A 12052-nucleotide genomic window follows, 5' to 3' on the forward strand; every position below is an offset into this window, starting at 1 on the left:
CAGGTTTCACGACTGCTTCGCAGCCGAACGGGGGCAAGCCCCCTCGCCACAGGTGTGTGTTTATTCGGGATTGGTGACAACAAGGAAATGGATGATATGGACAGTTACATCCGCTGGTTTCAACGCTTCATCTGGCTAGGCATCGTGATGAATATGTTCTTCGCGATCCCGGCCCTGTTCGCCCCGGCGCTGCTGACGTCGATGCTCGGCCTGCCGCCGCAACTCTCCGATCCGTGGCTGGAAAACGCCGGCATGTTGCTGGTCGGCATCAGCGTGTTCTACATGCCATCGGGCTTCAACGCGCCACGGTTTGTGGTGCATTCGTGGTTGTGCGTGTTGTCGCGGTTGATCGCCGTGGCGTTCTGGATCTACCTGATCAACACCAGTAACCAGGCCACGGTGTTTGTGCCGATGTTCCTCGGTGACCTGAGCATGTTCCTGATCCTCGGGATTCTGCTGTACCTGGGCACCACCCCGGCCACGCGACCGTTGGCGTTGCTCTGCGACGGCTGGCGGGAATGGCGTGCGGGCTGGGCGCTGCGCTGGCAAAGCCACGGGTTCAAAGTCGGGACGCTGATCGTGGTGCTGCTGCTCGGGTTTATCGGTTACGAAACCTGGTATCAGATGCTGCGGGTGGTGCCAGCGGAGAAATATGCCTCCGACGAAGATCATTACAAATATGCCGCCATTGGCCTGGGCATCGAAGCGCGGATTCCGTATTACCTGTTCGCCGTGTTGCCGCAGATGTGCCCGGAGAAACTGCCGAAGCCCGGCGGCTATGAAGTCTTCGGCTTCCTCTACGAAAACGGCAAGGACCTGCCCGTCGGCATGGCCAAGCGGCAGATCGGCTACCCGACCGTCGAGCCGAACTGCGCCCTGTGCCACACCGGTTCCTACCGGGCCAATGCCAGCGACGTCGCCAAAACGGTGGCCACCGCGCCGGCCAACACCTTGCAACTCCAGGCCTTCCAATGGTTCGCCTACGATTGCGCCAGCGACCCGAAATTCACCACCGATGCGGTGATGACGGCGATCAACAGCAAGTTCCAGCTCGGTTTTTTCGAACGGCTGTACAACCGCTACCTGATCATCCCGATGGCCAAGAGTGCATTGCTCGCGCAGAAACAGGCCTACGCCTGGCAGAAGCTGCGTCCGCCACAAGGGCCGGGGCGTACCGACACGTTCAACCCGACGAAAATGGTGGTGTTCGGCTTCCCGGATGACTCGACCATCGGCACCGTCGACTTGCCGCAAGTCTGGAACCAGAAACCCCGGGAGTCGCTGTACCTGCACTGGGACGGCAACAACAACGACATCCACGAGCGCAACTACGCAGCCGCCATGGCCGTGGGCGCGACGCCGGAATCGGTGTTGCCGGAAAGCTTCAACCGCGTGACCAATTGGCTGCTCGGCACCAAGCCTCCGGCCTGGCCGTGGGCGCTGGATCAGGCCAAGGTCGCCCAGGGCAAACCGGTGTGGGACAAGAATTGCGCCGGTTGCCATGAGTTCGGCCGTACCGACACCGGCCAGGTCACTACCAACATCGAAGAGCTGGGCACCGATCCCCATCGGCTGGACTCGTTCACCACCGGTCTGGTGACCGCATTCCACGGCTTCAAAAAACCGCCGTTTGACTTCAATGCCTATCGCAAGACCCAGAGTTACAGCAACACCCCCGCCGACGGCATCTGGATGCGTGCGCCTTACCTGCACAACGGTTCGGTGCCGACCCTGTGGGATTTGCTGCAACCACCGGAACAGCGGCCACAGGTGTTCTTCACCGGCTCCGACGTCTACGACCAGCAGAAGGTCGGCTTCGTCACCACCACCCAAATCCCGGGTGGCTTCAAATACGACACTCGACTGGAGGGCAACCACAACAGCGGCCACCTGTATGGCACGCAACTGTCGGACGTCGATAAACGGGCGCTCATCGAGTTCATGAAAACCCTGTGATCCCACTACGGATGGAGGAATGCCAACATGTCACTGGTCAGTCATTGGGAACATGAGTACGACAAGGTCAAGGTGCGGCTGCATGGCTTGTTCACGCGGCTGGAGATGTCCTGGAAAAAACTCGTCAGCGAGCTGGAGCCGCGAGAGTTCGAGGCCATCGTCGCGCTGTTGCAGCGCGGTCATGACCAGGCGCAATACGTGCTCAAGCACGGCGAATTGCCGGACGATGAGCCGAGCGTGCCGTGGGAGTTGTCCCACGGCTTGTCGATCCTGCACATCGGCAACGCCACGCCGCTGCCGCAATCCACCGACGAGTTGCAAACCCGAGTGTTGAAGGACGGCAGTTTGCTTGGTTGTCGCAAATGGGAACTGCTGGATTTGCTGTGGAGCGAGGCGCTGCTGAAGTGGATTGAAAACCTGCGTCATCACGCGCCGTTCGCCACCACCCCGGCGCTGATGAAAATGGACAGCGACGTGACCCTGGCGATTGCCGGCGACTGGGGCACCGGGCCGTTCGACAGCCATGCCCCGGCGGTGGCGGTGGCCCTGCAAATGCAGCTGGGGGCGCCGGACTTCACCATTCACCTGGGGGATGTGTATTACGCCGGCACCCATTCCCAGGAAGACGTCGACATGGTGGGTTGGCCGCAAGGGCGGCAGGGCTCGTTCACGCTTAATTCCAACCACGAGATGTACAGCGGCGCCCACGGCTATTTCAAGGAACTGGCCAAGCGCTTTCCCCAGCAGCAGGGCACCAGTTACTTCGCGCTGTACAACGACGACTGGCTGGTGGTCGGGCTCGACACCGCGTATGCCTCGGACGCGATCAACCTGTACATGGACGGCACGCTCAACCAGCAGCAGATCGACTGGATGAAACAACTGCCCCAGCGCAAGAAAATCATGGTGCTCAGCCATCACCAGGGTTTCGATATTTCCGGGCACAACAAAACGGCGCTGTATCAACCGGTGTGTGACGCCTTGGGCCGTGAGCCGGACTACTGGTATTGGGGGCATTTGCACAACGGCATCTGCTACGCCGCCCAGGGTGGGCTGCATGCGCGCTGCGCCGGGCATGGGGCGATTCCATATGGCAATGCCAGCGAGCTGAATGGACATTCGCGGGTGCTGTGGTCGGAAACCGAAAATGCGCGGGACGAGGCGTACCCGGATCGGGTGTTGAATGGTTATGTGAAAGTGCGGCTGGTGGGGGAGAACATCGAGGAGACGTTTATTGGCGAGGATGGGAGTGTGAGGTGGTCTTCAAAGTGATTCGGTGAATGTGAAACCGCTTTCGTGAGCAAGCCCGCTCCCACAGTTGATCGTGTTGTTCACAAAATTTGTGCACGACACAGATCCAATGTGGGAGCGGGCTTGCTCGCGAAGCTTTGATTCCAGGCTTGCACCGTGCCGCGGCTTTCGCCAGCAGGCTGGCTCCCACATTGATTGGTGGTGTTCACAGCATTTGTGAACACCACTGTTTCCCTGTAGGAGCGAGGCTTGCCCGCGAAGCTCTTGATCTTAGCCCTGAACAGGAACCCCTTTGAGGTAAGCCGCAGGCTCCGCCCCGAGGTTGTTCAGCAGACGCTCGCTGTACCAATCCACAAAATTCACCACGCCAAACTCATAGGTCTTGGAGTAAGGCCCTGGCTGGTAAGCGGTGGAGTTGATCCCGCGCTGGTTTTCTTCCGCCAGGCGACGATCCTGGTCGTTGGTCGCATCCCAGACCTGGCGCATGCGGTCCACGTCGTAGTCCACGCCTTCAACCGCGTCCTTGTGCACGATCCACTTGGTGGTGACCATGGTTTCCTGAGCACTGATCGGCCACACCGTGAAGACGATGATGTGATCGCCCATGCAGTGGTTCCACGAGTGCGGCAGGTGCAGGATGCGCATCGAACCGAGGTCCGGGTTCTTGATCCGGCCCATGAGTTTGGCGCAGCCCTGTTTGCCATCGAGGGTCATCGACACGGTGCCTTTGAGCAGCGGCATGCGCACGATACGGTTACGCAGGCCGAAACTGGCGTGAGCGTAAGGAATCTTCTCGGCTTCCCAGGCAGCGGCGGACGCGGCGACGTGGTCCTTGAACGCCTGGTCGGCGCGCGGGTCGGTGACGTCGTCCCATTCCAGCAGGGTTTTCAGCAGTTCCGGATGCGACGCGTTGCAGTGGTAGCACTCGCGGTTGTTTTCCAGCACCAGTTTCCAGTTGGCCTTTTCGAACAAGGTGGTCTGGATCGCCACCTTGGTGTTCTCCATGTCGTACGGTTCCATGTAATGGTTCAGCGTCGACAGGAAGTCATCAATCGCCGGCGGGTTCTCCGACAGGCTGATGAAAATGTAGCCGCCCGCGGTTTTCACGTTCACAGGCTTGAGGCCGTACTGCTTCATGTCGAAGTCGGCGCCCATTTCGGTGCCGGCGAACAGCAGGCGACCGTCCAGTTCGTAGGTCCACTGGTGGTAATGGCAAACCAGCTTGGCGACCTTGCCTTTTTCGCTGGTGCACAAGCGCGAACCACGGTGACGGCAGACGTTGTGGAACGCATGCACCACGCCTTCGGCGCCGCGAATCACGATGATCGGGTTCTTGCCGACTTGCAGGGTCAGGTAGTTGCCCTTGGTCGGGATTTCGCAGGTCATGCCGGCGATCAACCACTCTTTCTGGAAGATCTCCTGCATATCGATATCAAACAGCCGCTCGTCAGAGTAAAACGGCTGCGGCAGCGAGTAAGTACGCTCGCGCTCTTGCAGCATCTGCGCGGTGGCCTTGCGTGCGGGTTCCAGCGGATCGCCCAGGCTGATTTTTGCGGTGACGTCCATCGATTTGATCCTCAAGGCCTTTCTGTGAGGCCGGCGAAAAGTGGCTAATCAGGTTTGCTACGCAAGGTGTAAAGAATCTGTCTTTGTGTGAAGCGAGTGTGGGGCCGCCGCACACCAGAACCTTATCCATGGGCGACATGGCCCAATCTGTTCCCGACGCGCAACCCCCGGTAGTTGCGGGCTGGTCGCGATAAGTATGTGAATGTCGCAGATAGGTAAATGGGTGGCTCGCGCTATACGCAGAATCGCCAACATAAGGCCGAGCATCGGCGGTGGAGAACAGCATGTCCAACAGCTTCCTGAATCCGGTAACTACCCAGACCTGGGCCAATGGTCGACACACCGTCCGTTGCGTCAAAGTCATCCAGGAAACCTGGGACGTGCGCACCTTCTGCTTTATGGCCGATCAGCCGATCCTGTTCTTCTTCAAGCCCGGGCAGTTCGTGACCCTGGAGCTGGAAATCGACGGCGTGCCGATCATGCGCTCCTACACCATTTCCAGCTCGCCGTCGGTGCCGTACAGCTTTTCGGTGACCATCAAGCGCGTACCGGGGGGCAAAGTCTCCAACTGGTTGCACGACACCCTGCACGAGGGCCAGGAGCTGGCGGTGCACGGGCCGGTCGGGCTGTTCAACGCCATGGACTTCACCGCGCCGAAGGTGTTGTACCTCAGCGGCGGCGTCGGTATCACGCCGGTCATGTCGATGGCGCGCTGGTTCTACGACACCAACGGCAACGTCGACATGGTGTTTATCCACAGCGCCCGCTCACCCAAAGACATCATTTACCACCGCGAGCTGGAACACATGGCTTCGCGGATCGACAACTTCAGCCTGCACCTGATCTGCGAGAAGCATGGTCTGGGCGAGCCATGGGCCGGTTATCGCGGTTACCTGAACCACAAGATGCTCGAACTGATGGCCCCGGACTTCATGGAGCGCGAGGTGTTCTGCTGCGGACCGACGCCGTACATGAACGCGGTCAAGCGCATGCTCGAGACGGTGGGCTTCGACATGAGCCGTTATCACGAGGAATCCTTCGGCGCCACGCCACCGGAAGCCCGGGCCGACGCGGTGGAACAGGCGGAAATCGCCGCCGACGCACCAGAAGTCGATGTGGCGGACCTGCATCAAGTCGAATTTATCTCGTCCGGCAAGAGCATTCGTGTTGCCCCGGGTGAAACCGTGCATGCGGCAGCGGCCAAGCTTGGCCTGCTGATTCCGAAGGCCTGCGGGATGGGGATCTGCGGCACGTGCAAGGTGATGAAGCTGGGGGGCGAGGTCGAGATGGACCACAACGGCGGGATCACCGAGGAAGACGAGGCCGAAGGATTCATCCTGTCGTGCTGCAGCGTGCCGAAGGGGGATGTGCGGATCGATTTCTGATGCTCGCGCAATAACCTTGTAGGAGCTGTCGAGTGAAACGAGGCTGCGATCTTTTGATCTTGTTTTTAGGATCAAGATCAAAAGATCGCAGCCTCCGGCAGCTCCTACAGGGTTCGTTTTTCAGTCGACAAACAGGTCCGGCATCAGTTTGTCGGTGGAGTCCGGTTCAAAGCGATAACCCTCGAAATCCGTCACCCCGTTTTCCCGCAAAACCTCCTCATCAATTAGCAACCGTCCGGTAATGCTGCGATCCGTACTGTCCAGAATGATGTGCGCGGCATCCGACATGATCGCCGGCGTTCGTGCATGTTTGAAGGACTCCCGCGAGCCGAGCTGAAATTCGATCGCGGCGGTGGCGATCATGGTTTGCGGCCACAGTGAGTTGACGCTGATGCCGTATTTGGCAAATTCCTCGCTCATGCCCAGGGTCAGCATGCTCATGCCGTACTTGGTCACGGTGTAGGGGCTGTATTGCGCGAACCATTTGGTCGCCAGGTTCAGCGGCGGCGACAGGTTGAGGATGTGGCCCATGGATTTTTTCAGATAGGGCAGGGCTGCCTGGCTGCACAGCAACACGGCGCGGGTGTTGATCTGGTGCATCAGGTCGAAACGCTTGAGCTCGATGTGCTGCACCCCGGTGAGTTTGATCGCCCCGGCGTTGTTGACCAGCGCATCAATTCCGCCGAAATGCTCATTGGCCTGGGCCAGCGCCTCACGCACCGCGACTTCATCGCGCACATCCACCTGCAACGCCAACGCCTTGCCACCCGCCGCCTCAACTTCCCCGGCCACACTGAAAATCGTGCCCGGCAACTTGGCATGCGCCTCGGCACTTTTGGCCGCAATCACAATATTGGCCCCATCCCGCGCAGCCCGCAGCGCGATCTCACGCCCGATGCCACGACTGGCGCCAGTGATGAACAGGGTTTTGCCTTGTAGGGACATGCGTGCGCTCCTGATTATTATTGTCTGAGCGAATCGTAATGGCTCGCCAGTCAATGTAGACCAAGTCACTGTGGCCAGGAGGGCATGCCTTAAGGCGAGTCAGTCAAGACCTGAAACCCAATCCATGTGGGAGCGGGCTTGCTCGCGAATGCGGTGTATCAGTCAACGCCAATGTTGAATGACACACCACATTCGCGAGCAAGCCCGCTCCCACAGGGTTTCATTGCATGTCGGGGGTTAGCGGGACATGACTTCGCGGATGTCCGCTGCGAGTTCGCGCACGCGTTCTTCTTCGGTGTCCCAGGAGCACATGAAGCGGGCGCCGCCGTTGCCGATGAAGGTGTAGAAACGCCAGCCCTTGGCGGTCAGGGCGGCGATGGCCGGTTCGGAGAGTTGCAGGAACACGCCGTTGGCCTGTACCGGGAACATCAGTTCCACGCCCTGGATGTCGCTGACCAGTTCCGCCAATAGCTGCGCGCAGTGGTTGGCGTGTTTGGCGTATTTGAGCCAGGCGTCGTTTTCCAGGATGCCGACCCACGGGGCCGAGAGGAAACGCATCTTCGAGGCCAGTTGCCCGGCCTGTTTGCAGCGGTAGTCGAAGTCTTCGGCCAGTTTGTGGTTGAAGAACAGAATCGCCTCGCCCACCGCCATGCCGTTTTTCGTGCCGCCGAAGCACAACACATCAACGCCGGCCTTCCAGGTCAGGTCCGCCGGGGTGCAACCGAGGAACGCGCAGGCGTTGGAGAAGCGTGCGCCGTCCATGTGCAGGTTCAGGCCCAGTTCTTTGCAGGTGACGCTGATGGCACGGATTTCTTCCGGGGTGTAGACGCTGCCGACTTCAGTGGCTTGGGTCAGGGTCACCACGCGAGGTTTGGGGTAGTGGATGTCCTGGCGCTTGAGCGCGACTTCGCGGATCGATTCCGGGGTCAGCTTGCCGTTTTCGGTGCGTGCCACCAGCAATTTCGAGCCGTTGGAGAAAAATTCCGGGGCGCCGCATTCGTCGGTTTCGACGTGGGCGGTTTCCGAGCAGATCACGCTGTGGTAACTCTGGCACAGCGACGACAGGGCCAGGGAGTTGGCCGCGGTGCCGTTGAACGCGAAGAACACTTCGCAGTCGGTTTCAAACAACTTGCGGAAATCGTCGGACGCCCGTGCGGTCCATTCGTCGTCGCCATAGGCACGCTGGTGGCCGTGGTTGGCCTGTTCCATGGCTGCCCAGGCTTCAGGGCAGATACCGGAATAGTTGTCGCTGGCAAATTGTTGGCTCTTATCGGTCATGGCCTGATTCCGTGTTCAAGGCCCTTATGGTGAAGGGACTTGTGGTCAATGATGGTGCGCACTTTACCGAAGATCGTCCGGGGAGCACACGCAGTGATGCTGTCAGAAATTTACACAGTTGACGGGCAATTATGCACATGACGCCACGGGACGGCGCGCTGGATCTGCTCAAGTGGCTGGCGCTGCTGAGCATGGTGCTCGATCACCTGCGATATGTCGGTTACTCCGTCGATTTCCTGTATGTGCCGGGGCGGTTGGCGTTTCCCTGGTTCTGTCTGGCGATGGCGGCGAATCTGACGCGGGTACATACAGCCACAACAAGTGGTCAGTGGCGTTACCTGGGGTGGTTGATCGTCTTTAGTGCCATCAGTGAAATCCCCTATCGAATCTACATTCCTGATCCCGACACGTTGAACGTGATGCCCACGTTGGTGTTGGGGCTGCTGGTGGCGCGTGGCTGGCAGCAACCGACGCTGCAATCACGACTGCTGGCCGTTGCTGCTGTTTTGCTCGCAGTGCTGTTCCCGGAGCGACTGATGTTCGGTTTCTTCGGCGTGTTGTTGCCGCTGGCGATGCTGCTGGTGATCCGCCGGCCCTGGTATTTCAGCCTGTTGCCGGGGCTGGTGTGCCTGGCGGCGAATCAGTGGGAGGTGTTGTTTGGCGCGGCGCGGATGGGTAACGACGCGGCGATCTATGGCATCGCCGCTTGTCTGATCGCGCCATTACTGGGGCTGTTGCTGTTGCGACACGCCGGGCGCTTCAAGCCACCGCCAATGCGCCGCTGGGCGTATGCGCTCTATCCCGTGCATTTCCTGGCCCTGTTGGCCTTGCGCCAAATCATCGCCTGACACATTCCCTGTGGGAGCGGGCTTGCTCGCGAATGCGCCGGGTCAGTCAACGCATGTGCCGAATGACAAACCGCATTCGCGAGCAAGCCCGCTCCCACAGGGGATCCTGGCCAGTTCGGGGGTAGTGTTCGGCCAGCCATTTTGGCCCATGTCGTAAACGCACCTTTGCGTGGCGTCCATAGGCATTTGACCTGTCTGCGCCGGTCATACCATCGCATCCAAAGGGCACTGCCGAAAGGTACGTGCCTCACCGAGACGAAAGGCGCACAAGCCGCCGCTGGGAGAGACGCGATGTTCAGCAAGCAAGACCAGATCAAGGGCTACGACGATGCACTGCTGGCGGCGATGAATGCCGAGGAGCAACGCCAGGAAGATCACATCGAGCTGATCGCGTCAGAGAACTACACCAGCAAACGCGTCATGGAAGCGCAAGGCAGTGGCCTGACCAACAAATACGCCGAAGGCTATCCGGGCAAGCGCTACTACGGTGGCTGCGAGCACGTGGACAAGGTTGAAGCCCTGGCCATCGAACGCGCCAAGCAACTGTTCGGCGCCGATTACGCCAACGTCCAGCCGCACTCCGGTTCTTCCGCCAACAGCGCCGTGTACCTGGCCCTGATCCAGGCGGGCGACACCATTCTGGGCATGAGCCTGGCCCACGGCGGTCACCTGACCCACGGCGCCAAAGTGTCGTCCTCGGGCAAGCTCTACAACGCCGTGCAGTACGGCATCGACGTCAAGACCGGGTTGATCGATTACGACGAAGTCGAACGCCTGGCCGTCGAGTGCAAGCCGAAAATGATCGTCGCCGGGTTCTCGGCTTACTCCAAGACCCTCGACTTCCCACGCTTCCGCCAGATTGCCGACAAGGTCGGTGCGCTGCTGTTCGTCGACATGGCCCACGTGGCCGGTCTGGTTGCCGCCGGTCTGTACCCGAACCCGCTGCCCTACGCCGACGTGGTCACCACCACCACCCACAAGACCCTGCGCGGTCCACGTGGCGGGTTGATCCTGTGCAAGGCCAACGAAGAGATCGAGAAAAAGCTCAACTCCGCCGTATTCCCCGGCGCCCAGGGCGGCCCGCTGATGCACGTCATCGCCGGTAAAGCGGTGTGCTTCAAGGAAGCTCTGGAGCCAGGTTTCAAGGCTTACCAACAACAAGTGATCGACAACGCCCAGGCCATGGCCGGCGTGTTTATCAAACGCGGCTACGATGTAGTGTCCGGCGGTACTGACAACCACCTGTTCCTGGTCAGCCTGATCCGTCAGGGCCTCACCGGTAAAGACGCGGACGCTGCCCTGGGTCGCGCCCACATCACCGTGAACAAGAACGCTGTGCCGAACGATCCACAGTCGCCGTTCGTGACCTCGGGCCTGCGCATCGGCACCCCGGCGGTGACCACTCGCGGCTTCAAGGTGAGCCAGTGCGTGACGCTGGCCGGCTGGATCTGCGACATCCTCGACAACCTCGGCGATGCCGACGTTGAAGCGAATGTGGCGCAGCAAGTGGCAGCCCTGTGCGCGGACTTCCCGGTTTATCGCTGAGCGCGGTTTTGGAGTAAATGACTATGCAACGCTATTCCGGCTTCGGCCTCTTCAAACACTCCCTCAGCCATCACGAAAACTGGCAGAAAATGTGGCGCACGCCGACCCCTAAAAAGGTCTATGACGTGGTTATCGTCGGCGGTGGCGGGCATGGTCTCGCCACGGCTTACTACCTCGCCAAGGAACACGGCATCACCAACGTGGCCGTGGTCGAGAAAGGCTGGCTGGGCGGCGGTAACACTGCGCGCAACACCACCATCGTTCGCTCCAACTACCTGTGGGACGAGTCGGCGCACCTGTACGAACACGCGATGAAACTGTGGGAAGGCCTGTCCCAGGACCTGAACTACAACGTGATGTTCTCCCAGCGCGGCGTTTACAACCTGTGCCATACCCTGCAAGACATTCGTGATTCCGAGCGTCGGGTCAGCGCCAACCGCCTCAACGGCGTGGACGGCGAACTGCTCGATGCCAAACAAGTGGCGGACGAGATCCCGTACCTCGACTGCTCGAAGAACACCCGCTACCCGGTGCTGGGCGCGACCGTCCAGCGTCGCGGCGGCGTGGCCCGTCACGATGCCGTGGCGTGGGGCTTTGCCCGTGCCGCTGACGCACTCGGCGTGGACTTGATCCAGCAGACCGAAGTGATCGGTTTCCGCAAGGAAAACGGCGTGTGCATCGGCGTTGAAACCAACAAGGGCTTTATCGGCGCCAAGCGCGTCGGTGTGGTCACTGCCGGTAACTCCGGGCACATGGCCAAGCTCGCCGGTTTCCGCCTGCCGATCGAATCCCACCCGCTGCAAGCGCTGGTGTCCGAGCCGATCAAACCGATTATCGACAGCGTGATCATGTCCAACGCCGTACACGGTTACATCAGCCAGTCCGACAAGGGCGACCTGGTGATCGGCGCCGGTATCGACGGCTACAACGGCTACGGCCAGCGTGGTTCGTACCCGGTGATCGAACACACCATCCAGGCCATCGTCGAGATGTTCCCCGTGCTGTCCCGCGTGCGCATGAACCGGCAGTGGGGCGGCATCGTCGACACCACCCCGGATGCATGCCCGATCATCTCGAAAACTCCAGTGCCGAACATGTTCTTCAACTGCGGTTGGGGCACTGGTGGCTTCAAGGCCACACCTGGCTCGGGCAACGTATTTGCCGCGAGTCTGGCCAAGGGTGAAATGCACCCGTTGGCCGCACCTTTCTCCATCGACCGTTTCCACAACGGTGCGTTGATCGATGAACACGGCGCTGCTGCGGTTGCCCACTAACAGG

Annotated in this window: 9 protein-coding genes; 6 read left to right on the forward strand and 3 right to left on the reverse strand. The window is 60.2% G+C overall.

Going from position 1 to position 12052, the window contains the following annotated elements; genetic code table 11:
- The first annotated feature begins 96 nt into the window (after positions 1-96).
- Positions 97-1956, forward strand: coding sequence for a c-type cytochrome (locus BK665_RS31545; RefSeq protein ID WP_123410379.1), 1860 nt, complete (start codon positions 97-99; stop codon positions 1954-1956).
- A gap of 27 nt (positions 1957-1983) precedes the next feature.
- Positions 1984-3228 (forward strand): metallophosphoesterase family protein, encoded by a 1245-nt coding sequence (locus BK665_RS31550; protein WP_123410380.1) that lies wholly within the window; start codon positions 1984-1986, stop codon positions 3226-3228.
- A 249-nt stretch (positions 3229-3477) separates the two neighbouring features.
- Here BK665_RS31550 and gbca read toward each other — a convergent pair whose 3' ends face one another.
- Positions 3478-4773: a glycine betaine monooxygenase oxygenase subunit gene (gene gbca, locus BK665_RS31555; protein ID WP_123410381.1), complete on the reverse strand. Its 1296-nt coding sequence runs from the start codon at positions 4771-4773 to the stop codon at positions 3478-3480.
- Positions 4774-5057: 284 nt separating this feature from the next.
- On the opposite strand from gbca, the gene gbcB reads away from it, so the two are divergent.
- On the forward strand, positions 5058-6158 hold the full coding sequence (gbcB, locus tag BK665_RS31565; RefSeq protein WP_123410382.1) for a glycine betaine monooxygenase reductase subunit: 1101 nt from the start codon (positions 5058-5060) through the stop codon (positions 6156-6158).
- A gap of 120 nt (positions 6159-6278) precedes the next feature.
- On the opposite strand, the gene BK665_RS31570 is transcribed toward gbcB, so the two are convergent.
- Together BK665_RS31570 and BK665_RS31580 are read right to left on the reverse strand one after the other, a co-directional pair.
- The gene (locus tag BK665_RS31570) at positions 6279-7103 is read right to left on the reverse strand and encodes an SDR family oxidoreductase (protein ID WP_123410383.1); all 825 of its coding nucleotides are present in this window, start codon (positions 7101-7103) and stop codon (positions 6279-6281) included.
- Between the two features lie 237 nt (positions 7104-7340).
- Positions 7341-8381, reverse strand: coding sequence for a threonine aldolase family protein (locus BK665_RS31580; protein ID WP_123410384.1), 1041 nt, complete (start codon positions 8379-8381; stop codon positions 7341-7343).
- 131 nt (positions 8382-8512) lie between these two features.
- On the opposite strand from BK665_RS31580, the gene BK665_RS31585 reads away from it, so the two are divergent.
- The 3 genes from BK665_RS31585 (at position 8513) to BK665_RS31600 (ending at position 12048) form a co-directional block, all read left to right on the forward strand.
- On the forward strand, positions 8513-9229 hold the full coding sequence (locus BK665_RS31585; RefSeq protein WP_123410385.1) for a TraX family protein: 717 nt from the start codon (positions 8513-8515) through the stop codon (positions 9227-9229).
- 291 nt (positions 9230-9520) lie between these two features.
- On the forward strand, positions 9521-10774 hold the full coding sequence (gene glyA / locus BK665_RS31595) for a serine hydroxymethyltransferase (RefSeq protein ID WP_123410387.1): 1254 nt from the start codon (positions 9521-9523) through the stop codon (positions 10772-10774).
- Between the two features lie 23 nt (positions 10775-10797).
- Positions 10798-12048, forward strand: a complete 1251-nt coding sequence (locus BK665_RS31600) for a sarcosine oxidase subunit beta (RefSeq protein ID WP_123410388.1) — start codon at positions 10798-10800, stop codon at positions 12046-12048.
- The last annotated feature ends 4 nt before the right edge of the window (positions 12049-12052 follow it).

The organism is Pseudomonas frederiksbergensis (genome assembly GCF_003732665.1).
GTDB lineage: Bacteria > Pseudomonadota > Gammaproteobacteria > Pseudomonadales > Pseudomonadaceae > Aquipseudomonas > Aquipseudomonas frederiksbergensis_G.

Excerpts from the sequence above, each read along its gene's own strand:
- gbcB (WP_123410382.1), top strand. The coding sequence starts at position 5,058 with ATGTCCAACAGCTTCCTGAATCCGGTAACTACCCAGACCTGGGCCAAT.
- BK665_RS31600 (WP_123410388.1), top strand. The coding sequence starts at position 10,798 with ATGCAACGCTATTCCGGCTTCGGCCTCTTCAAACACTCCCTCAGCCAT.
- glyA (WP_123410387.1), top strand. The coding sequence starts at position 9,521 with ATGTTCAGCAAGCAAGACCAGATCAAGGGCTACGACGATGCACTGCTG.
- gbca (WP_123410381.1), bottom strand. The coding sequence starts at position 4,773 with ATGGACGTCACCGCAAAAATCAGCCTGGGCGATCCGCTGGAACCCGCA.
- BK665_RS31585 (WP_123410385.1), top strand. The coding sequence starts at position 8,513 with ATGCACATGACGCCACGGGACGGCGCGCTGGATCTGCTCAAGTGGCTG.
- BK665_RS31550 (WP_123410380.1), top strand. The coding sequence starts at position 1,984 with ATGTCACTGGTCAGTCATTGGGAACATGAGTACGACAAGGTCAAGGTG.
- BK665_RS31570 (WP_123410383.1), bottom strand. The coding sequence starts at position 7,103 with ATGTCCCTACAAGGCAAAACCCTGTTCATCACTGGCGCCAGTCGTGGC.
- BK665_RS31545 (WP_123410379.1), top strand. The coding sequence starts at position 97 with ATGGACAGTTACATCCGCTGGTTTCAACGCTTCATCTGGCTAGGCATC.
- BK665_RS31580 (WP_123410384.1), bottom strand. The coding sequence starts at position 8,381 with ATGACCGATAAGAGCCAACAATTTGCCAGCGACAACTATTCCGGTATC.